The 21,650-nt window shown below is 71.3% G+C and carries 16 protein-coding genes; 8 read left to right on the top strand and 8 right to left on the bottom strand.

Features of this window, described 5'->3' with window-relative positions; genetic code table 11:
- Positions 1 to 4: 4 nt before the first annotated feature.
- A complete protein-coding gene (locus tag AC1DG4_RS07015) occupies positions 5 to 451 on the bottom strand; it encodes a MarR family winged helix-turn-helix transcriptional regulator (protein WP_477375891.1) in 447 nt (148 codons plus the stop codon).
- 149 nt (positions 452 to 600) lie between these two features.
- On the opposite strand from AC1DG4_RS07015, the gene AC1DG4_RS07010 reads away from it, so the two are divergent.
- The 4 genes from AC1DG4_RS07010 to AC1DG4_RS06995 are packed head-to-tail and all read left to right on the top strand — an operon-like array spanning position 601 to position 4,393.
- Positions 601 to 1,344 carry a copper homeostasis protein CutC gene (locus tag AC1DG4_RS07010; RefSeq protein ID WP_477375893.1) on the top strand — a complete coding sequence of 248 codons (744 nt, stop codon included), beginning with the start codon at positions 601 to 603 and terminating at the stop codon, positions 1,342 to 1,344.
- 57 nt (positions 1,345 to 1,401) lie between these two features.
- Positions 1,402 to 2,268, top strand: a complete 867-nt coding sequence (locus AC1DG4_RS07005) for an alpha/beta fold hydrolase (RefSeq protein ID WP_477375895.1) — start codon at positions 1,402 to 1,404, stop codon at positions 2,266 to 2,268.
- 44 nt (positions 2,269 to 2,312) lie between these two features.
- On the top strand, positions 2,313 to 3,362 hold the full coding sequence (locus AC1DG4_RS07000; protein ID WP_477375897.1) for a lipoate--protein ligase family protein: 1,050 nt from the start codon (positions 2,313 to 2,315) through the stop codon (positions 3,360 to 3,362).
- Between the two features lie 20 nt (positions 3,363 to 3,382).
- The gene (locus AC1DG4_RS06995) at positions 3,383 to 4,393 is read left to right on the top strand and encodes a DNA-methyltransferase (protein WP_477375899.1); all 1,011 of its coding nucleotides are present in this window, start codon (positions 3,383 to 3,385) and stop codon (positions 4,391 to 4,393) included.
- 77 nt (positions 4,394 to 4,470) lie between these two features.
- On the opposite strand, the gene AC1DG4_RS06990 is transcribed toward AC1DG4_RS06995, so the two are convergent.
- The gene (locus AC1DG4_RS06990) at positions 4,471 to 5,367 is read right to left on the bottom strand and encodes a LysR family transcriptional regulator (protein ID WP_477375901.1); all 897 of its coding nucleotides are present in this window, start codon (positions 5,365 to 5,367) and stop codon (positions 4,471 to 4,473) included.
- Positions 5,368 to 5,686: 319 nt separating this feature from the next.
- Between AC1DG4_RS06990 and AC1DG4_RS06985 the strand changes: the two genes are divergently transcribed.
- Positions 5,687 to 9,163: a bifunctional proline dehydrogenase/L-glutamate gamma-semialdehyde dehydrogenase gene (locus AC1DG4_RS06985; RefSeq protein WP_477421147.1), complete on the top strand. Its 3,477-nt coding sequence runs from the start codon at positions 5,687 to 5,689 to the stop codon at positions 9,161 to 9,163.
- Between the two features lie 205 nt (positions 9,164 to 9,368).
- Here AC1DG4_RS06985 and AC1DG4_RS06980 read toward each other — a convergent pair whose 3' ends face one another.
- The gene (locus tag AC1DG4_RS06980) at positions 9,369 to 10,844 is read right to left on the bottom strand and encodes a carboxylesterase/lipase family protein (RefSeq protein WP_477375904.1); all 1,476 of its coding nucleotides are present in this window, start codon (positions 10,842 to 10,844) and stop codon (positions 9,369 to 9,371) included.
- Between the two features lie 147 nt (positions 10,845 to 10,991).
- The gene (locus tag AC1DG4_RS06975) at positions 10,992 to 11,558 is read right to left on the bottom strand and encodes a TetR/AcrR family transcriptional regulator (RefSeq protein ID WP_477375906.1); all 567 of its coding nucleotides are present in this window, start codon (positions 11,556 to 11,558) and stop codon (positions 10,992 to 10,994) included.
- A 194-nt stretch (positions 11,559 to 11,752) separates the two neighbouring features.
- Between AC1DG4_RS06975 and AC1DG4_RS06970 the strand changes: the two genes are divergently transcribed.
- Together AC1DG4_RS06970 and AC1DG4_RS06965 are read left to right on the top strand one after the other, a co-directional pair.
- Positions 11,753 to 13,060: an MFS transporter gene (locus AC1DG4_RS06970; protein ID WP_477375908.1), complete on the top strand. Its 1,308-nt coding sequence runs from the start codon at positions 11,753 to 11,755 to the stop codon at positions 13,058 to 13,060.
- A 49-nt stretch (positions 13,061 to 13,109) separates the two neighbouring features.
- Complete coding sequence (locus tag AC1DG4_RS06965) at positions 13,110 to 14,648, top strand: carboxylesterase/lipase family protein (protein WP_477375910.1); 1,539 nt, start codon at positions 13,110 to 13,112, stop codon at positions 14,646 to 14,648.
- 257 nt (positions 14,649 to 14,905) lie between these two features.
- Here the strand turns inward: AC1DG4_RS06965 and AC1DG4_RS06960 are convergent, their stop codons facing one another.
- The gene (locus AC1DG4_RS06960) at positions 14,906 to 15,502 is read right to left on the bottom strand and encodes a TetR/AcrR family transcriptional regulator (RefSeq protein ID WP_477375912.1); all 597 of its coding nucleotides are present in this window, start codon (positions 15,500 to 15,502) and stop codon (positions 14,906 to 14,908) included.
- A gap of 124 nt (positions 15,503 to 15,626) precedes the next feature.
- Here AC1DG4_RS06960 and AC1DG4_RS06955 point away from each other — a divergent pair, with 124 nt between their 5' ends.
- Positions 15,627 to 17,894, top strand: coding sequence for a glycoside hydrolase family 3 C-terminal domain-containing protein (locus tag AC1DG4_RS06955; RefSeq protein WP_477375914.1), 2,268 nt, complete (start codon positions 15,627 to 15,629; stop codon positions 17,892 to 17,894).
- Positions 17,895 to 18,305: 411 nt separating this feature from the next.
- On the opposite strand, the gene AC1DG4_RS06950 is transcribed toward AC1DG4_RS06955, so the two are convergent.
- The 3 genes from AC1DG4_RS06950 to galK all read right to left on the bottom strand — a co-directional run bounded on the left by AC1DG4_RS06950 (position 18,306) and on the right by galK (position 21,568).
- Positions 18,306 to 18,839, bottom strand: coding sequence for an N-acetyltransferase family protein (locus AC1DG4_RS06950; protein WP_477375916.1), 534 nt, complete (start codon positions 18,837 to 18,839; stop codon positions 18,306 to 18,308).
- A 245-nt stretch (positions 18,840 to 19,084) separates the two neighbouring features.
- Positions 19,085 to 20,062 carry a UDP-glucose 4-epimerase GalE gene (gene galE / locus AC1DG4_RS06945; RefSeq protein WP_477375918.1) on the bottom strand — a complete coding sequence of 326 codons (978 nt, stop codon included), beginning with the start codon at positions 20,060 to 20,062 and terminating at the stop codon, positions 19,085 to 19,087.
- A 228-nt stretch (positions 20,063 to 20,290) separates the two neighbouring features.
- A complete protein-coding gene (gene galK, locus AC1DG4_RS06940; protein WP_477421146.1) occupies positions 20,291 to 21,568 on the bottom strand; it encodes a galactokinase in 1,278 nt (425 codons plus the stop codon).
- Between the last annotated feature and the right edge of the window lie 82 nt (positions 21,569 to 21,650).

Genomic DNA, 21,650 nt, shown 5'->3' with positions numbered 1-21,650 from the left:
TGGCTCACAGCTCGGCCAGCTTCCGCATCAGGATGCTGGCCTCGTGCAGGGTCCGCAGCTCCTCCTCGGTCAAGTCCAGCTCGTCGATCTCGGTCATCAGGAGCTGGGTGCGCCGCTCGAACGTCTCCACCACGATGGATTCGCCCGCCGGGGTGATCTCCACGTGCACGCGGCGGCGATCCTGGTCATCGGGGATCCGGATCGCGTAGCCCTGCTCCTCGAGGCCCGTCACGAGCGCACTCATGGTCGGGGCTGTCACGCGCTCGCGGTCGGCGAGTGCGGTGAGGGAGTGGCGGCCATGCGCGCGGAGCGCGGCGAGCACGCCGAGCTGGGCGTCGCTCATCGCGGTGTTCCGGCTGTCCACGGCGCGGACGGAGCGCAGACGTCGGGCGAGCCGGAAGGTGGCGAGGCGCAGTTCGGTGGCGGTCTCGTGCAGGTTCTCAGAAGTCATTGCTTAGATAGCCTAACTAAGTATTCGAGACAGAGGATGCTGATCGGGACCGCGTGGCGCCGAATCGGACCGATACCGGTTATGCAAGAGGCTGAACAAACGCCAGCGCGTCCGTTCCGGTTGGCTCGTCGACCGGTGAGAATGGACCAATGCCGCTCGCGCTCGAAGTCGCCGTCCAGGATGCCGCAGGGGTGCGCATCGCCCGTGAGATCGGCGCGCGTCGCGTCGAGCTGACGCAGGCCCTCGCCCTCGGAGGGCTCACCCCGTCGCCGGCGACGCTCGAGCTCGCCGTCGAGGCGGCGGCGCACGGCGGGCCCGAGGTGCATGTGCTGGTGCGTCCGCGCGCAGGCGGTTTCCACTACGACGGGGACGAGATCGCGACCGCGGTGCGCGACGTGCGGTGGATGCTCGCGCACGGCGCCGCCGGAGTCGTGATCGGCGCGCAGACGGCCGGAGGAGAACTCGATGCGGATGTCCTGGCCCGCTTGCGCGATGCGGCCCGCGAGACGCGCGTCGACGCCGAGGTGACGCTGCACCGGGCGATCGACGCGACCCCGGATCCGCGGACGGGGTTCGACGTGGCGCTCGCCCTCGGCCTCACCCGCGTGCTGACCTCGGGCGGCACGTCGGTCGCGCGCGACGGGATCGGCGTGCTGCGCGCCCTCGTCTCGGCCGCCGGAGGGCGGATCGAGGTGATGGCAGGCAGCGGGATCACCGCGGCGAACGCGGCCGAGATCGCCGCGACCGGCGTGGACGCGCTGCACTTCTCGGCCAAGCGCACGGTCGCTGCGGCCGGATCCGTGCGGATGGGCTCCGCGGCCGACGACGGCGGCGGCCACGAGGTCACCGACCTCGTCGAGGCGCTCGCCGTGCGCGCCGCGGTCGGGCTCTGACCGTGTCATCTGCGGACCCGGTCCGCGCGCGGCGGTCCGGATCCGTAGACTCGGGGCATGGCTGAGCCCCGCACCGCCGAGTTCACCGACGCACACGGCATCGCGATCGTCTACGACGTCCACCCCGCCGTCGGCGTCGCCCCCCGTGGAGTGGTGCAGCTGCTGCACGGCGTCGGCGAGCACGCGGGCCGCTACGGCGCGCTGATCGCCGCGCTCACGGCCGCCGGCTTCACGATCTACGCCGACGACCATCGCGGTCACGGGCGCACGGGCATGAAGCAGCACGGCGACGCGGCGAAACTGGGACGGCTCGGCCCCGGCGGCATGCGCGCGGTCGTCGCCGACGAGTGGCAGCTGACCGAGCTGATCCGCGACGAGAACCCCGGGCTCCCGCTCGTGCTGCTCGGTCACTCCTGGGGGTCGTTCCTCGCGCAGATGGTCTTCAACGCGCACCCGGACGGCTACGACGCCGTGATCCTGACCGGATCCGCCCACCGCACTCCGACCGACCTCAACTCGCTGCCGCTGAACGCGCGGTGGAAGGGACCGGACGCGCACGGGCTGGAGTGGCTCACCCGCGATCCCGCGGTGTGGGAGGCGTTCCGCGCCGATCCGCTGACGACCGAGGTGCCGCTGCTGAAGCTGTTCGGTCCGATCGAGGCCGCGCGGCTCTACGGCCGCCCTGGCAAGGACTTCCCGAACGACGTGCCGGTGCTGCTCATGGTCGGCCGGGACGACCCGGTCGGCGGACCGCGCAGCGTGCACCGGCTCGCCGACGACTACCGCAACCGCTCCGGCCTCGGCGACGTGACCACGCTCGTCTATCCGGAAGCGCGCCACGAGATCTTCAACGAGTTGCAGCAGGACGAGGTGCGGGCGGATCTGCTCGCCTGGCTCGACAAGCACATCCCGCGCCGCGACTGAGTCGCGCGGATCCGCGTCCTCACGCCGCCGCGTAGTCTGGAGCGGTGCACGGTGAGTACAAGGTTCCTGGCGGCAAGCTGGTCGTCGTCGACTTCGAGGTGACGGACGGCGCGATCGCCGACTTCCGGTTGGCGGGGGACTTCTTCCTCGAACCCGACGACGCCCTCGACGACATCAACGCCGCGGTCACGGGGCTGCCCGTCGAGACGGACGCATCCGCGATCGCCGCGGCCGTGCGCGCAGCGCTCCCCGAGGGTGCGCAGCTGCTCGGCCTCACGCCCGAGGCGGTCGGCACCGCGGTGCGTCGCGCCCTCGTGACGGCGCCGGGCTGGGGCGACTTCGACTGGGAGATTCTGCACGACAAGGCCGTCTCGCCGCGCATGAACCTCGCCCTGGACGAGGTGCTGACCACGCGCGCCGGTGAGGGCCGGCGCCGTCCCACGCTGCGGATCTGGGAGTGGGACGAGTCCGCGGTCGTGATCGGATCCTTCCAGTCCTATCGCAACGAGGTGGATCCGGAGGGGGCGGCGAAGCACGGCTTCGACGTCGTCCGGCGGATCTCCGGTGGCGGCGCGATGATGATGGCCGCGGGGCAGATCATCACATACTCGCTGTACGTGCCGGCGTCGCTCGTGCAGGGCATGACGTTCGCCGACTCCTACGCGTTCCTCGACGACTGGGTGCTGCAGGCGCTGCGTTCGCTCGGCATCGACGCGGTCTACCAGCCGCTCAACGACATCGCAGGCCCCAGCGGCAAGATCGGCGGCGCCGCGCAGAAGCGCCTCGCGAACGGCGGAGTCCTGCACCACGCCACGCTCTCCTACGACATCGACGGCCAGATGATGACCGAGGTGCTGCGGATCGGGCGGGAGAAGCTCAGCGACAAGGGCACCGCCTCCGCCGCGAAGCGGGTGGATCCGCTGCGCAGCCAGACCGGCCTCAGCCGCGCCGAGATCATCGAGCGGTTCAAGGACACGTTTCGCAGCATCACAGGTGCCGAGGACGGCGCGATCGCCGACGACGAATACGAGGCCGCGGAGGAGCTCGTGCGCACGAAGTTCGCCACCGAAGCGTGGCTGCATCGGGTTCCGTGAGCCCGGCGGCGAAGGGCTCCGTGGGCACTGCGGGTTCGGGGGAGGCGGGGAACGAAGCGCTCGGTACCCGTACCGGATCCGTCGAGATCGTGCACGGCGAGGCGCTCGACGTGGCCAGGACCCTGCCCGACGGATCCTTCACACTCGTCTATCTGGATCCGCCCTTCAACACCGGCCGCACGCAGGAGCGGCACGCGGTCTCGACCCGTCGTGCCGACCGTCCGGCGTCTGAAACTCAGTCAAATCCGGACCCGCATGCGGAGGGATCCGCGGAACTCCGAGGATCCGTCGACGTGCCTGTGCAGAATCGACTGAGTTCCGAACGCAGCATCGCGGAGACGCGCCCCCGCGAGGTCAACCACGGCTTCCACGGGCACCGGTACGAACGGGTGCGCGAGCTGCTGCACGCCTATGACGACCGCTTCGACGACTACGGCGACTTCCTCATGCCGCGGCTGGAGGAGGCGTGGCGCCTGCTCGCCGACGACGGCACGCTCTACCTGCACCTCGACTACCGCGAGGCGCACTACGCCAAGGTCATGCTCGACGCGGTGTTCGGGCGGGACTGCTTCCTGAACGAGCTCATCTGGGCCTACGACTACGGCGCCAAGCCGCGCACCCGCTGGCCCACGAAGCACGACACGATCCTGGTCTACGTCAAGACGCCGGGCGGGCACGTGTTCAACGTCGACGACATCGAGCGCGAGCCGTACATGGCGCCGAGCCTGGTCAGCGCCGCCAAGCGCGAGCGCGGCAAGCTGCCCACCGACGTGTGGTGGCACACGATCGTCCCGACCACGGGGCGGGAGAAGACCGGCTACCCCACGCAGAAGCCGGAGGGGATCCTGCGCCGCGTCGTGCAGGCGTCCAGCCGTCCTGGCGACCGGGTGCTCGACCTCTTCGCCGGATCCGGCACGACGGGTGCCGTCGCCGCGGCGCTCGGCCGCGACGCCCTGCTCGTCGACGTGAGCCCCGAGGCCGTGCGGGTGATGCGGCAGCGGATCCCGCACGCGAGCGTGCGCGAGGCCTGACCCCGCCGGCGTCGCCCCGGGGCAGCGCAGATTCGTTCGCGCCGGGCCGCGCCGCGGTCGGGAGGAGTGCGCCGCGCTCAGCCCTGCTGCCGTGGCCGGCGGTGCTGCGCGAACGCGTCCGTCAGTGCGCCGCGGACGGCGCCGATCGCCTCCGAGGCGCGCGCCGATTCGCGTACCGCCGTGAACACTTCGCGCACCGGGGATCCGGGCAGCTCGGACAGCACGACCCGCGCGGGGGCGTCGCCCCAGATGAGATCGGGCAGCATCCCGACCGCGTGACCGGACTCAATGAGCCGCACGTGCGCCGTCAGATCCGCCGCCTCGAAGCGCACGTCGGGTTCGAACCCCGCCGCCCGGCACTGCTGCACGGCCCACTGCCGTGCGGCGGATCCGATCGGCTCCATCACCCAGGCGCGATCCCGCAGTTGGGGGAGCGACACCGTGTCCTCGCCGGGCGGCAGGACGAGCCGGATCGGATCCTCGCCGATCAGCTCGTGCACGTTGCCCGTATGCCGCTCACGCGTGTGTCCCGGGTACTGCTCGGCGATGACGAGGTCGAAGCGGCGCGCGGTCAGCTCGAACAGTCCCACCTCGGGAGGCGCCTCGGACATCTCGACGCGCAGGTGCGGGTGCGACGCGGCGACCGCGGTGAGCGCCGCGGGGATGATGGTCTCGGCGGCGGTCGGCATCGCGCTGATCCGCACGGCCTCGGCGGGCGCCTGGCTGAGTTCCTGCCTTGCCTGCTCGTCGAGCTCGAGCGCGCGGGCGGCGTGCGCGGCCAGCACCCGTCCCTCGGCCGTCAGCCGGATACGCCGCCCGTCCGGTTCGAGCAGTGCGACGCCCGCCTCGCGCTCCAGCAGGGCCAGCTGCTGCGACACCGTGGACGGGCTGTACGCGAGGGAGCGCGCAACCTCCGCGATCGTCCCGCGCAGCGCGAACTCGTGCAGCAGTCGCAACCGACGCAACTCGAACAAGTTACCCCTCTCTCTCTCTCCTTTTTGCCCGCCCCGCGCCCGCCCCGCGCCCGCCCCGCTCGCCGTTCCCGGTGACCGCGAGACCGAACTCACGTCCCGAAACCGGCGATGGGATCGTCGGTCTCGGGACGCAGGTTCGGTCTCGCGGGTAGAGGCGTTGATGGCGGGTGCAGCGGGCCGGGGGTGCGATACGTCGATAATAGCGAAGGATACTCGGTGTGAAAGGTTGCTTTTCCTGCAGGGAGATCGGATCCATGCTGGGAGCATCCCGCGCGCGTGCGCGATCCCCCGAACCCCGGCACCGAACCCACGAGGAACCATGACCGCCAACGAAAGCCCTGTCGGCACTGCAGCCGGCATCGACGACCTTTCCGCTCTCGCCGACGACGCCGTCGCCCTCGTCAAGACCTGGCTCGCGGAGAGCCGCGAGGTCCCCGTCGACGCCGCAGGCCAGCGTCTCGCCGGCGTGCTGCGCGACCCCCACGGCCTCGACTTCACGGTCGGCTTCGTGGACGGCGTCGTGCGCCCGGAGGACCTCAAGGTCGCCGCCGCCAAGCTGAAGGAGCTCGTGCCGCTCACCCCGGGCTTCCTCCCGGCTCCGATGCGCGCCGCGATCGGCCTCGGCGGCGCGACCGCCGGCATGGTCCCAGGCATCGTCGTTCCCGCGGCCCGCACGGTGCTGCGTCAGATGGTGCGCCACCTCATCGTGGACGCCCGCGACGAGAAGCTCGGCAAGTCGATCGCGCACATCCGCGAGACGCAGGGCGTGAAGCTCAACATCAACCTGCTCGGCGAGGCCATCCTCGGCCGTGAGGAGGCCGCGCGTCGCCTGGAGGGCACCCGCCGACTGCTCGAGCGCGACGACGTCGACTACGTCTCGATCAAGGTCTCCTCGACCGTCGCCCCGCACAGCCCGTGGGCGTTCGACGCCGCTGTCGAGGACGCCGCGGAAGCGCTGCTGCCGCTGTACCGGATCGCGCTCAAGGGCATGCCGGACGGATCCGCCAAGTTCATCAACCTCGACATGGAGGAGTACAAGGACCTCGACCTGACGATCGCTGTCTTCACGTCGATCCTCGACCGTCCCGAGTTCAAGACCCTCGAGGCCGGCATCGTGCTGCAGGCGTACCTGCCCGACGCCCTCGGCGCCATGATCCGCCTGCAGGAGTGGGCGGCGAAGCGCGTGGCCGACGGCGGTGCGCCGATCAAGGTGCGCGTCGTGAAGGGCGCCAACCTGCCCATGGAGACGGTCGACGCCGAGTCGCACGGCTGGCCGCTCGCGACCTGGTCGACCAAGCAGGAGTCCGACGCGTCGTACAAGGCCGTGCTCGAGTACGCGCTGCGCCCCGAGCACATCGGCAATCTGCGGATCGGCGTCGCCGGCCACAACCTCTTCGACATCGCCATGGCGTGGCTGCTCGCCTCCCAGCGCGGCGTGACAGAGGGCATCGAGTTCGAGATGCTGCTCGGCATGGCGTCCGCCCAGGCGCAGGTCGTCAAGCGCACGGTCGGATCCCTGCTGCTCTACACGCCGGTCGTTCACCCGGACGAGTTCGACGTCGCGATCGCGTACCTCATCCGCCGCCTCGAGGAGGGCGCGTCGCAGGAGAACTTCATGTCGGCGGTCTTCGACCTGGACGCGGATCCCGCGCTCTTCGAGCGCGAGAAGGAGCGCTTCCTCGCCTCCGTGCGCTCGATGCCCACCGAGGTGCCCGGCACCAACCGCGTGCAGGACCGCACCGCTCCCGCCGCGCCTGGCCTCACGGACKGCTTCCTGAACGCTCCAGACACCGACCCGTCGCTCGCGGCGAACCGCACCTGGGGCGACGCGATCCGCGCCCGCATGAAGGACTCGGAGCTCGGCAACGCGACCGTCGAGGCGAACACCCTCTCCACGCCGGAGCAGGTCGACGCCGCGATCTCGACCGCCGTCGCCGCGGGCGAGGCCTGGCGCGCGCTCGGCGCCGAGGGCCGTGCCGCGATCCTGCACCGCGCCGGCGATGTGCTCGAGGCGCGTCGCGCCGAGCTGCTCGAGGTCATGGGATCCGAGGCCGGCAAGGTCATCGAACAGGGCGACCCCGAGGTCTCCGAGGCAATCGACTTCGCGCACTACTACGCCGAGAGCGCCAAGAAGCTCGCCGACGTGGACGGCGCGACCATGCAGCCGGTCGGGCTGACGGTCGTCACCCCGCCGTGGAACTTCCCGGTCGCGATCCCGGCCGGATCCACCCTCTCGGCGCTCGCCACCGGATCCCCGGTCATCATCAAGCCCGCCCGTCAGGCCCGCCGCTCGGGCGCGGTCATGGTCGAGGCGCTGTGGGAGGCCGGCGTGCCGCGCGAGGTTCTGCAGTACGTGCAGCTCGACGGCCGCGACCTGGGCACGAAGCTCGTGAGCGACCCGGCCGTGGGCCGCGTGGTCCTCACCGGCGGCTACGAGACGGCTGAGCTGTTCCGCGGCTTCCGTCAGGACCTGCCGTTGCTGGCGGAGACGAGCGGCAAGAACGCGATCATCGTCACGCCCTCGGCCGACCTCGACCTCGCCGCGAAGGACGTCGCGTACGCCGCGTTCGGTCACGCGGGTCAGAAGTGCTCCGCGGCCTCGCTCGTCGTGCTCGTCGGATCCGCCGCGAAGTCCGAGCGGTTCCGTCGGCAGCTCGTCGACGCCGTCCGCGCCTACGATGTGGGCTCTCCGGAGGACGGATCCAACCGCATCGGCCCGCTCATCGGCCCGGCCGAGGGCAAGCTTCTCGGCGCTCTGACCACGCTGCACGCGGGCGAGAGCTGGCTGCTGCAGCCGGAGAAGCTCGACGACGCGGGGCAGCTGTGGCGTCCCGGCATCCGCGACGGGGTCAAGCGCGGATCCGAGTTCCACCGCGTGGAGTATTTCGGTCCGGTGCTCGGCATCATGACCGCGGACTCCCTCACCGAGGCGATCGACGTCGTCAACGACATCGACTACGGACTCACCTCGGGTCTGCACTCCCTCGACGAGGACGAGATCCAGCAGTGGCTCGCCTCGATCCAGGCCGGCAACGTGTACGTCAACCGCGGCACCACCGGCGCGATCGTGCAGCGCCAGCCGTTCGGCGGCTGGAAGAAGGCGGCCGTCGGCGCAGGCTCCAAGGCGGGCGGCCCGAACTACCTGGTCGGCCTCTCGGAGTGGAGTGACGCTCCGGTCTCCTCGACGCGAGAGCTCGACGCGCTCGCGACCGGCGCGGTCGGTGCGCTGGCCGCAGCGGGCGACGCGGACGGCGACATCGCCTGGCTGCGCGCGGCGCTCGCCACCGACATCGACGCGTGGGCCGACGAGTTCGGGGTCGTGCGCGATGCGACCGGCCTCACCACCGAGCAGAACGCGCTGCGCTACCAGGCCGTGCCCGTCACGGTGCGCTTCGAGGGCTCCCGCGTCGCCGAGCTCGTGCGCGTGGTCGCCGCCGGACGCCGCGCCCGCGCGCGGGTCACGGTCAGCACGGCGACCGCGCTGCCGGCCGCCGTCGCGACCTGGCTCGGAACGCAGGACGTCACGGTCGCGACCGAGGATGCCGCCGCGTGGGCCGCACACGCGCAGCGCCTCGCGGCGCGCGACGGACGGGTGCGCCTCATCGGCGCCGCCGCGGCTTCGACGGCGGAGGCCGTGAACGGGTCGCCCAGCCTCGCGCTGTACGCGAACCCGGTGGTCGCCGCGGGCCGCGTGGAGATCCTGACCTTCCTGCGCGAGCAGGCGGTCTCGGTCACCGCGCACCGCTTCGGCACGCCGCACCGCTACGAGATCCCGTTGCTCGATCCGATCGCCTGATCGGATCCGGATCCCGCACCGACCGACGAACCCGCCGTCCTGCTCCCAGGATCGGCGGGTTTTCGGTCCCTGAGCGAGGAGCGCAGCGACGAGACGAAGGGCGTCCTTCGTCTCGCTGCGCTCGCTCAGGAACCGGGCCTCGCGATGGCTCCGTTTTCGGTCCCTGAGCGAGGAGCGCAGCGACGAGACGAAGGGCGCTGACCGATCAGACGAGCGCCAGGGCTCCGTCGTAGGCGGTTGCCGACAGCGCGGGTTCGGCGGGGCCGCCGCCGAAGACGCGGGAGAGCCCCGGATCCGTGCGCCACTGCGGCCAGCCGGGATCGCCGTCCTCGACGAATCGGACGGCTGCGGTGTGCATCTGGGTCGCGAGGTGTTGCGGCGGGGTGGGGCCGGCCAAGCCCTCCACGAATGGATCCTCGAGCACGTCGAACCAGAACGGCACGTCGAGGCAGTGGCACGACCACCCCTTCACCGGGGAGACCCATGCGAAGCGGTACGCCCAGGTGGGGGCGTCGCCCCGCGCCTGCGCCGCCCGCACGACGAGCGCACGGAACACCCGGTCCGTCACGAATCGCCCGAGCAGTGCCGGGGTGCCGCGGCGGCGCTGCGGCCCGTTCGCGGCGAGGTAGGCGCGACGCACGGCGCGGTCGCGGCAGAGCAGGGTCAGCGCCAGCGCGGCAGGGATGAGCCGCAGCACGCCGGGAGCCTGGTCCATCGTCATGGTGAACTCGTCGTCGGTCGCGCCGAGCAGGAGCGGCTTGTCGGAGCCGATGCCCGCCCGGAGGGCCTCGACGGCCGGGCGCGGCACGACCTCGCCGTCGATCACGGGACCCCAGGGCAGTCCGTCGGCGAGCGGGGCGAGCAGCGCCTTCAGTCGCGTCGCACCGAGCAGAGCGGCCTTCGGCTGTGCGCGCTGCAGGGTGCGCTCCGGGACCGTGCGGAAGCCGGCGGCATCGGGAGCGCAGCCGAGCAGGACGCCGAGCGCCCGCGTGCGCCGCGATGCCAGGTCAGGGTCGATGTCGGCGAGTGCGGGGGAGAAGGCCATCGCCGCGTGGAACAGGTGCTGGGCGCGCTCCAGGCCGAGCAGCGTCAGCACCGCGCCGGCGCCGGCGGACTGCCCCGCGATCGTGACGCGCGACGGATCCCCGCCGAATGCGGCGATGTTGCGCTGCACCCACTCGAGCCCCGCGATCCAGTCCAGCACTCCGCGGTTCGCGGGAGCACCGGGCATCAGGCCGAAGCCGTCGAAGCCGAGTCGGTACGACACCGTCACGGTCACCACGTCGTCGCGGTTGAACGCGGCGCCGTCGTACCAGGGGCTCGCGGGCGAGCCGTCGACGTAGCCGCCGCCGTGGATCCACACCATGACGGGTCGGGATCCCTCGAGCGACGGGGTGAACACGTTCACGTTCAACGTCGCGGCGCCGGGGATGCTGGGCTCCGGGATGAGGGTCTCGCCCTTGTCGCCGCGCTGCGCGGTCGGCCCGAACGCGGTCGCATCGCGCGCCTCCGTCCAGGGCTCAGGCGGCTGCGGGGCGGCGAAGCGCCGCTCGCCCACGGGTGCCGCGGCGAACGGGATCCCGAGGAACGCGGCGGAGGCGCCCGGCGTGCCGGGCTCGCCCCGCCAGAATCCCCGGACGGGACCGGATCCGGTCTGGGCGAGGGGGGCTTCGGCGGTCACCCGATCAGCGTATCCGGCCGGTCCCTGTGTCGAACTCAGTCGAAACAGGTGCGTTCGGCGGGACTTCTCCCCGTGCGCGACCGAATCGACTGAGTTCGGAACGGGCCGCGCGGCTGACCCGACCCGACCACACCCGACCAGCCGGGCTCAGGGCTTCAGCAGCGCGAAGAACTGCTCGACGTCGGCGGCCATGTCGATGCTCGGATCCAGCATCCACGCGTTCTGCAGCCCGTCGGCGAGGGCGTGCCCTGCGCGGATGATCCACTCCGGATCCAGGTCGTCGCGGATGAGTCCTTTCCGCTGCGCCTCCACGAACTCCTCCCGGGCCGCCTCGTGCACGGCCGCGGTGCGGTCGAGGAAGAAGGCCCGTGCCGGGTGCTCGACATCTGCGACAGCCGCCTGCAACTGCGTGTAGAGCTGCACGAGGCCCGGGACCTCGGCGTTGTGGCGGATGACGGCGAGGAACGACTCGAAGAAGTCCGCATCGGCCGGTCCGGCGAAATCGTGCGCGTCCCTCGCCCGCAGGATCTCGACGAAGAGCTGTTCCTTGGTGCCGAAATAGTGCAGCAGGCCCGCGGGGCTGAGGCCCACCGCATCGGCGATCTCGCGCACCGAGGCGTTGCGGTAGCCGCGACGCCCGACGATTTCGAGCGCGGCCTCGAGGATCTCCTCACGCTTGACGACGCCCTTCGCGTACGCACCTCGTTTGGCCATGGAGTCAGGATATCCGTCCGTCACGAAACTCGAACGATGGTCGGGTTATGGCACGAAAGCCTTGCACTGTTTATATTTCGGTGTCACAATCGACGCGAGTCCAATACCAAACAGAGTTCGGGATTGAGTCCGCAACCGAACCGCACCCGAACCGCACCCGATCCCGCCGGATCCGCTCAACGAGGAGCCCCGCCATGACCATCACCCCGCCCGATCCCACCGCGGAGATCGCCCCGACCGGTGTCATCCGCACCGAACCGCCCGTGGCCGGTGAGCCCGCCGCCAGCCCGCCTGCGAACAAGCGGCTGCTGCCCAGCATGCTCATCGCCTCGCTGACCCTGTTCGCGACCTACGGCGGCCTGATCGCGATCCTGCTGCCGACTCAGATCGCCCTCCTGGATCCGGCGAACAAGGTGCAGAACCTCGCCATCGTCACCACGACGTCCTTCATCTTCACCCTCTTCGCGCAGCCGCTGGCCGGCGTCTTCAGCGACCGCACGCGCTCGCGGTTCGGCCGCCGCGCTCCGTGGATGGTGATCGGCGCCCTCGTCGGCGGCATCTTCTGCCTCGGCATCGGATCCCTCACCGACATCGTGTGGATCACCGTGTTCTGGGTGATCATCCAGGTCGCGCTGAACTTCCTGCAGGCGCCGCTGACGACCATCACCGCCGACCGGTTCCCCCGCGCCAAGCGGGGCGGCGCGAGCGCGATGCTGGGCGTCGGCACGCAGATCGGCGGCACCCTCGGCGTCATGCTCGCGGCCGCCGTGGCAGGGCAGGTCGGCATCGGCTACTCCGTGTTCGGCATCGCGGTGATCGTCGTCGCCGTGCTCTTCGCGTTGATCAACCACGACTGGTCGTCCAAGGATGCGGCGGTGGAGCCGTTCCGCTGGGGCTCGTTCTTCAAGGGCTTCTGGATCAACCCGCGCAAGAACCCCGACTTCGCCTGGGCCTTCGCTGCGCGCTTCCTGCTGATCCTCGGCTACTTCGTGGTGTCGGCCTACCAGCTCTACATCCTCACCGACTACATCAAGCTCTCGCTCGCGGCCGCGCAGGGCGCGGTCGTCACGCTGTCGCTGGTCGCCTTCGTGCCGACGCTGGTCGCCATCGCGCTCTCGGGCTGGTGGAGCGACAGGATCGGCCGCCGCAAGGTGTTCATCTACGCCGCGACCGTGGTGATGGTCGCGGGGCTGCTGATCCCGCTGTTCCAGCCGAACATGGGCGGCATGATCTGGATGGCCATCGTGAACGGGGTCGGCTTCGGCATCTACATGTCGGTGGACGCGGCCTTGATGACCGAGGTGCTGCCCGGCGGCGGGGCCTCGGCGGGCAAGGACCTCGGCATCCTCAACGTCGCCACGAACATCCCGCAGGCCCTCAGCGCGCCGATCGCGGCGGTGATCATCTCGTCGTTCGGCGGATACCCGATGCTGTTCGTCTTCGCGAGCGTCTTCGCGGTCCTCGCCGCCGTGGCGACGGCGCCGATCCGAGGCGTGAAGTAACACCCCGTCCCCGGGACAGGGAACAACCTCCTCCACGAAAGGAACCCCGATGGAGAACACCGAAACCGTCGCGGCGGCGAACGTCGCTTCCGCTTCCGCGCACCCCGAGGTGCAGACGTCCGCCGGCCGTGTGCGCGGTCGTTGGCGCGACACCACCGCGTCCGGATCGGGCGCACGCGGCAATCCGCGCTCTGCGGCCTTCCTCGGCATCCCGTTCGCCGAGGCTCCGGTGGGCGAGCTCCGTTTCGCCGCGCCGGTGCCCAAGGCCCCGTGGCAGGGCGTGTTCGACGCGGCCTCCTTCGGGCCCACCGCGCAGCGCGGCGACCCGGGCGTGACGCTGATCCCGGAACCCAGCATCGAGGGCGACAGCACGCTGAACGTGAACGTCTACACGCCGGCGATCCCGGCCGACGAGACTGCAGGTGCGGCCGGCATGCCGGTGCTCGTCTACATCCACGGCGGCGGCTACTTCGCCGGATCCCCGGCCAGCCCCTGGTACGACGGCCGTAACTTCAACCGCGACGGCGTCGTGACGGTGACGATCTCGTACCGGCTCGGTTTCGACGGCTTCGGCTGGATCGAGGACGCGCCGTCCAACCGGGGTGTGCGCGACTGGCTGCTGGCTCTGGAATGGGTGCAGCAGAACATCGCGGCCTTCGGCGGGGATCCGGCCCGGGTCACGATCTCCGGACAGTCGGCCGGCGGCGGAGCGGTGATGACCCTGCTCGGCATGGAGCGGGCGCAGCACCTGTTCCACGGCGTGTACGCGATCTCCGGCGCGCTCGCCGACGTGTCGGCCGCACGGGCCGAGGCGTTCGGCCGCGAGCTCGCCGCGACCGCGGGCGTCGCTCCGACCCGCGCCGGATGGTCCACGCTGGATCAGGACACAGTGCTCGAACTGCAGAAGAAGGCGACGGCCTTCGAGGGCGGTGACATGTCGTCGATCATCGAGGACGGGCTGCCGCTCGGCCCCACCGTCGACGGGGAGCTGCTGCGGCGTCCGACGCCGGAGTCGTTCCGCGCGGGTGTCGGATCGGACAAGCCGCTCGTGCTCGGCGCGACGGACGACGAGTTCACCATGGCGATGGGCGATGCCGCCAAGATGCTGCGCTGGGTGCCGACCGGCATGCTGCTGGGCAGGTTGGGGGTGCCGAAGCCCGCGCGCCGCGCCTACCTCGCGGCGAACGCCGACGTGGTGGCGAAGGGCAAGGCACGCCTGGCCGGAAGGGTGCTGACGGACAAGATGTTCCGTCGTGCGATCCTGCGCGTCGTCGCCGACCGCGGCACCGCGCCGACGTGGGTCTACCGATTCTCGTGGCCGTCCGGCACCTTCGGGTTCGCCGAGCACTGCCTCGACGTGCCGTTCTTCTTCGACTGCCTGGACGGCCCCGCGATGGAGCCGCTCGCGGGCCCGAACCCGCCGCAGTCGCTCGCGGATGAGGTGCACGGGACCGCGGTCGCGTTCATCGCGGGCGGCGACCCGGGCTGGGCACGTTATGACCGCGACGGAATCGCCCGTGTGTTCGACACGCCTTCGCGCGACGTGCGCGACGCCTACGCATCGGTGCGGCCGCTGCTGGACGCATGACAGGATCCCGGTCGGCGACGGGGCGGTCCGGTGACGGACCTGGCGGTGGGATCATCGGAGGGATGCCGCGTCTCCGGCCGGGTACGCCACCGGGGCGTCCTTCGTCTCGTCGCTGCGCTCCTCGCTCAGGAACCAGTCGGGGTGGTTCGGTTCCTGAGCGAGCGGAGCGAGACGAAGGGCGGTGCGGTCATTCAGGATCCGGTCGGCGTGGTCCGGTTCCTGAGCGAGCGGAGCGAGACGAAGGGCGGTGCGGTCGTTCAGGATCCGGGCTTCTGGATGAGCGCGAACAGCGTCTCGAGGAGGACCGCCATGTCGAGCTCCGGCTCGACGAGCAGTTGCATCTGGGCGCCGTCGGACACGGCCTGCAGCAGCCTGGCGGCGAGCATCGGATCGATGTCGTCGCGGATCAGGCCCTCGGCCTGCGCATCGGCGACGGTCCCTGCCCAGCGCTCTCGGAGGCCGGCGCTGCGCTCCGCGAAGAACGCGCGGGACGGATGCTCGGGGTTCGCGGCGTCGGCCGCGAGGCGGGTGAACAGCTCGACGAGCCCCGGCACGCGTGCGTTGTGCCGCACGATGTCGAGATAGCCGTCGCGCATCTCGTCGAGGGTCGCGGCATCCACGGCGCCGGCGTGGCCGGCCATGTCGACCTCGTCGCGCGTGCGCAGGATCTCGACGAACAGCTCGTCCTTGCTGTCGAAGTAGTGCAGCAGGCCCGCCTGGCTGAGGCCGACCTCATCGGCGAGCTCCTTCACGGAAGCGCCGTGATAGCCCTCGCGGGCGACCACCGCCAGCGCCGCGCGCAGGATCTCCTCGCGCTTCGCGATCCCCTTCGCGTACGAACCTCGTTGTGCCATGACCCGAGACTATCCCCGTGTTGAGCCGCCGCACCCAAAAACCGAGTAACACTTGCTTTCTGATCCAGAACCTGATCGACTGGCCCTGCCCGCCACCCGAGAGTCGTCCACGAAGGAGTCGACAATGACATCGCCCCGCGATCACCTGCCAGAACTCAGCACCGAGGAGAAGGCCTCGCTCACGAGCGGCGCCGACTTCTGGACCCTGAAGTCCATCGACCGGATCGGCGTGCCGTCGATCATGGTCACCGACGGCCCGCACGGTCTGCGCAAGCAGGCCGCGGACAGCGATCACCTCGGCCTCAGCGAGAGCGTTCCGGCCACCTGCTTCCCGCCGGCGTCCGGACTCGGATCCGCCTTCGACCCGGAGCTCGCCGAGCGAGTCGGCGTCGCGCTCGGCGTGGAGTCCGCGATCGAGGACGTCGCGGTCATCCTCGGCCCCGGCATCAACATCAAGCGCTCGCCGCTGTGCGGGCGCAACTTCGAGTACGTGTCGGAGGATCCGATCGTCTCCGGCGTGATCGGCGCGGGTCTCGTGAAGGGCATCCAGTCGCAGGGCGTCGGCTCTTCGCTCAAGCACTTCGCGGCCAACAATCAGGAGTTCGAGCGGATGACGGCGTCGAGCGACGTCGACCCGCGGCCGCTGCGCGAGATCTACCTGCGCGGCTTCGAGCGCGTCGTCAAGGACGCGCAGCCGTGGACCGTGATGTGCTCGTACAACAAGATCAACGGCGTCTACGCCTCCCAGGATCCGTGGCTGCTCACGCAGGTGCTGCGCGACGAGTGGGGCTTCGAAGGCCTCGTCGTCTCCGACTGGGGCGCGGTGAACGACCGCGTCGCGGCGCTCGTCGCGGGGCTCGACCTGGAGATGCCAGGAAGCGACGGCGCGCCGGACCGCGCCGTGGCCACGGCCGCAGGATCCGACCCGGCCGTCGCGGCGGCGCTGGATGACTCCGCCGGCCGCGTGCTGGATCTCGTCGGCCGTGCGCAGGCTCGTCCTGCGGTGGCCGGCCCGCTCGACGTCGACGCGCACCACGCGCTGGCCCGCGAGGCCGCCGGGCGCTCGATCGTGCTGCTCAAGAACGATGCGGTGGACGGCGCTGCGCTGCTGCCGCTCGCCGAGGACGCGTCGATCGCGCTGATCGGCGAGTTCGCCCGCACGCCGCGCTTCCAGGGCGGCGGCTCGTCGCACATCAACCCGACCCGCGTGGACTCCGCGCTCGACGCGATGACTGAGGCCGCCGGAGACCGGGTCGCCTTCGCGCAGGGCTTCGCGTTCGACGCCGCGGTCGATGGTCAGGACGCGCTCCGCGACGAGGCCGTGGCGCTCGCCGCCTCCCGCGACATCGCCGTTGTCTTCCTCGGCCTCACCGATGCCGAGGAGTCCGAGGGCTTCGACCGCGAGCACATCGACCTCGCCGCRCACCAGCTCGCCCTGCTCGACGCAGTCGTGGCGGCGAACCCGCGCACGGTCGTCGTGCTGTCGAACGGATCCGTCGTGGCGCTGCCCTTCGTCGACCGCGTGCCTGCGATCGTCGAGGCGTGGCTGCTCGGCCAGGCCGGCGGATCCGCGACCGTCGACGTGCTGCTCGGCACGGTCAACCCGTCGGGCCGCCTCGCCGAGACGATCCCGCAGCGCATCGAGGACACCCCGGCGTTCGGCAACTTCCCCGGCTCGAACGGGCACGTGCGCTACGGCGAGGGCATCTTCGTGGGCTACCGCTGGTACGACGCCCGCGACATGGCGGTGACCTATCCGTTCGGTCACGGCCTGTCCTACACGTCGTTCGCGTACGGTGAGGTCTCCGCCGAGGTCACGCCGTCGGGCGACATCGCGGTGACCGTCCCCGTGACGAACACCGGATCCCGCGACGGCCGCGAGGTCGTGCAGGTCTACGTCGCCCCCGTCGCCTCCGCCGTGGAGCGCGCGCCCCGCGAGCTCAAGGCGTTCGCGTCGGTCGAGATCGCCGCGGGCGCCACGGCGGACGTCGTGCTGACTGTGCGCCGTGAGGACCTCGCGTACTGGGACATCCGAGTCGAGCGCTTCGTCGTCGAGGGCGGCGTCTACCGGGTCGAGGCCGCGTCGTCGAGCCGCGACCTGCGCGGATCCGCCACGGTCGACGTCGCCGGCGACTCCGTTCTGGTGCCGCTCACCCCCGAGTCCACGCTCGCCGCGGTGTTCGCGCACCCGGTCGCCGGTCCGATGGTCGCGGGCGCGTTCGCCGCCCTCCAGGAGCAGTTCGGCGGAGAGGGCGACGGCATCATGTCGGGCGAGGCCATGGCGAAGATGATGGGCTCGTTCCCGATCGGGCGCCTCCCCGCGTTCGGCTGGGGCCTCGACCGCGAGGGGGTGGACCAGCTCCTCACCGCCGCGAATGCCCCGCAGGCCTAGTCCGGCCCTGCGCAAGAACGGGACGCGGCCTCCTTTGGGGGCCGCGTTCCGTGTTGTGGGGGCGGGGCGGGCGCTGGGGCGGGCGGGCGGTGGTCGGGCCGGTGCGCGTCGCCGGGTGCACGGGATCCTGGCGCGTGCGTCCGTCGGGTGCACGGGATCCTGCCGGGTTCACGGGTTCTTGGCGTGAAGGAGTCGTGCACTCGGCAACGAGCCGTGCACTCGGCTTGGGGCGACGGTGGCGGCGCGCGAATGCACGGGATGTCGCCGAGTGCACGGGATCCAGGTGCGTGCGATCTCGGGTGCACGGGATCCTGCCGGGTGCACGGGATCTAGGCGTCAAGGAGTCGTGCACTCGATAATGAGCCGTGCTGTCGGCGATGGCGGCGGCGACGGTCGCGAGGGGCGCCCTGATCAGCTGAGCAGCTTCGCCCTGCGCCGCTCGTGCAAGCGCAGTCCGGGGCGCTCTTCGACCTTGACCTCGCCGTCTTCGATCCAGCCGTGGCTTTCGTAGAACATCGCCGCGCGGTCATTCCCCTCGAGCACCCAGAGGTAGGCGGATCCTGCTCCGTCTGCGCGCAGCGCGTCCTCGACCGCGGCGAGCAGCGCGTGCCCGACACCACGGGACCAGAGTTCGGGATGCGCGTACAACCCCCAGAGCTCGCCCCCGTACGCACCGTCCTCGCGGGGTTCGCCGTAGGTCGCCCAGCCGAGGATCCTTCCGCTGTCGGGCTCCGCCGCGACGAGCGCGTGCGAACGGGCGCCTTCCGCCTCGTCGCCGCGCTCCCTCGCGGCGAGGATCTGCCGCCAGCCCTCGGCGCGCTCGGTGATCGACAGATCGTCGAGCACGGGCTGCGGCATGAGCCCGCGATACGCTTCCTGCCAACCGCGCACATGCACGACGGCGATCCCGTGCGCATCGGCCGGGGTCGCGGAGCGGATCAGCATGCGCCGAGCCTAGCCGGGCGGCGGTCCATGGTCGCCGAGCGCACGGGATCCTGCCGAGCGCACGGGATCTTGCGGGTGCGTCCGTCGAGTGCACGGGATCCTGCCGGGTGCACGGGGTCTAGGCGTCAACGAGTCGTGCACTCGGCAGCAAGCCGTGCACTCGGAGCGGGCGTGCATTCGGCAAGCCGTGCGCTCGGCGCGGGGGTGCGCTCGACAAGCGTGCGCTCGGCGGCGAGTATCCGGGCTCAGCCGGCGTTGCGGCGGGCCTCCCAGCCCGAGCGCACCATCTCGTCGACGGTGTGACGCATCCGCCAGTCCAGATCGCGCGCAGCGAGCACTCCGGTCGCGACGATGCGGTCGGGGTCACCGGGACGGCGCGGACCGATCTCGGGCGTGAAGGCGATTCCGGTCACCTGCGCCATCGCGTCCATGATCTGGCGCACCGAGAGCCCGTCGCCGGATCCCAGGTTGTAGGCGGCCTCGACCGGCTGGCCCGCGATCATGCGCTGGGCCGCGGCGACATGGGCCAGCGCGATGTCGCGAACGTGCACGTAGTCGCGCACGTTCGTGCCGTCCTCGGTGGCGTAGTCGTCGCCGTTGATCCGCGGGGTCTCGCCGGCGAGCAGTTTCTCGAACACGATCGGAAAGAGGTTGTGCGGACTAATGTCGTAGACGGACGGATCCGCGGATCCGACCACGTTGAAGTAGCGCAGCGAGGTGTGCGCGAGCGGGTTCTCGGACGAGGCGGTGGCGACGGCCTCGTCGCGCAGCAGCCACTCGCCGATGAGCTTGGACTCGCCGTAGGGGCTGGCGGGGCGCTTCTCGGTGTCCTCCACGACGAGCGGCACGTCGGGCGTGCCGAACACCGCGGCGCTCGAGGAGAACACGATGTTCGTGACGCCGACCGCCGCCATCGCCTCGAGGATCACGCGGGTGCCCTCGACGTTCTGGGCGTAGGTGTGCAGCGGCCGCTGCACCGAGACCCCGGCGTATTTGTAGCCGGCGACGTGGATCACGCCCTGCACCTCGTGCTCGCGGAGCGTGCGCTCGACCAGCTCGCGGTCGAGGATGCTGCCCCGCACGAAGGCCGTGCCCTCGGGCACGAAGGAGGCGATCCCGCTGGACAAGTCATCCAGCACGACCGGCGTGAGGCCGGCCTCCGAGAGCGCGCGCACGACGTGCGCTCCGATGTAGCCGGCGCCGCCGGTGACAAGCCAGGACATGGGTCTCCTTCCGTCGCGCAGGTGCGCGGTTCTCATTCTGCCGGGCCTCCGCTGGGTGACCGCCGGGGCGTCTTCGCCTGACCGCGARAACGAACCTGTGTCCCGAGACCGCGTGTCTCATCGTCCGTTTCGGGACGCAGGATCGGTCTCGCCGCACCGCCGGGCCRCCGGGCCGCCGGATGGCCGGGCCGCCGGGCCGCCGGACCGCGCCCGGGAGGGTGGATCCGGTCAGGCGTCGCGGCGCGGGCCGGCCGACGGCGTGACGGTGAAGAGGTGCGGCGGGGCGAAGCCCGCTGYGGCGAACGCCGCGCGCACGGCCTCCGCCACCGCGGACACCCGGTCGTGGTCGACGAGCGCGATCGCGGCTCCGCCGAACCCGCCGCCCGTCATGCGCGCGCCGATCGCGCCGTGCGCGAGGGCGACGTCGACGGCAGTGTCGAGCTCGGGGATCGAGATCTCGAAGTCGTCCCGCATGGATGCGTGCGACGCGATGAGCAGGTCCCCGATCGCGCGCGGACCGTGCGCGGCGAGCGCGGCGACCGTGTCGAGTACACGCTGGTCCTCGGTCACGACGTGCCGCACCCGGCGGAAGTCGACGTCGTCGAGCAGCTCCGCGGCGCGCGGCAGATCCGCCGCCGTCACGTCGCGCAGCGCCGCCACCCCGAGCGCGGCGGCCCCGCGTTCGCAGGATTCGCGGCGCTCGCGGTAGCCGCCCGTGGAGTGCGCGTGCTTCACGCCCGTGTCGATCACGAGCACCTCGAGCCCCGCCTCGGCGAACCCGAGCGGGATCGAGCGGGTCTCGAGCGAGCGGCAGTCCAGGAACACCGCGGCGTCTGCCCGCCCGAGCATCGACGCCATCTGATCCATGATCCCGGTGGGGGCGCCGACGGCCTCGTTCTCGGCGCGGCGACCGGCCTGCGCGAGCGCCACCGGATCCAGCCCCAGGCCCCAGAGCTCGTTCAGCGCGGCACTCGTCGCGCCCTCGATCGCCGCGGACGACGACAGCCCGGCCCCGACCGGCACATCGGACGCGATAGCGATGTCGACGCCCGCGAAGGTGCCGGCGGCCCACGCGGGCACCAGCGCGCGCAGCGCCCAGGCGACGCCGAGGGGATAGGCCGCCCACTCCGGCACGGCGGATCCCTGTTCCTCGACAGGATCGGGGGTCGCGCGGCGGGTGTCGCCCGAGGGGAACAGCGTCTCGAGGACATCGAGCGCGACCTCGACCGGTTCTTCGGCGAAGGTGGAGGCGACGCGGATCCGCCCGTCGATGCGCAGGCGCGCGGCGGCCGCCGTGCGGTGCTGGATCGCGAAGGGCAGCACGAACCCGTCGTTGTAGTCCGTGTGCTCGCCGATGAGGTTCGCACGCCCCGGCGCCGACCAGACGCCCGCGGGCGCGGATCCGGTCAGGCTGCGGAACAGTGCCTCTGCGGCGCCGACGGCGTCGCAAGACGCGTCGGAGGTGCGGGCGGCGTCGGACGCGTCGGAGGTGCGGGCAAGGGTCATCGGGTCTCCTCGGGAGGGGGATCCTGCCGACCGTGTCCCACTTCTGGTGGGGTCATGTCCCACTTCCGGCGGCGAAAGTGCC

The sequence above is a fragment of the Microbacterium sp. 05N427 genome, assembly GCF_056397105.1.
This window is presented reverse-complemented; position numbering and strand designations above follow the sequence as displayed.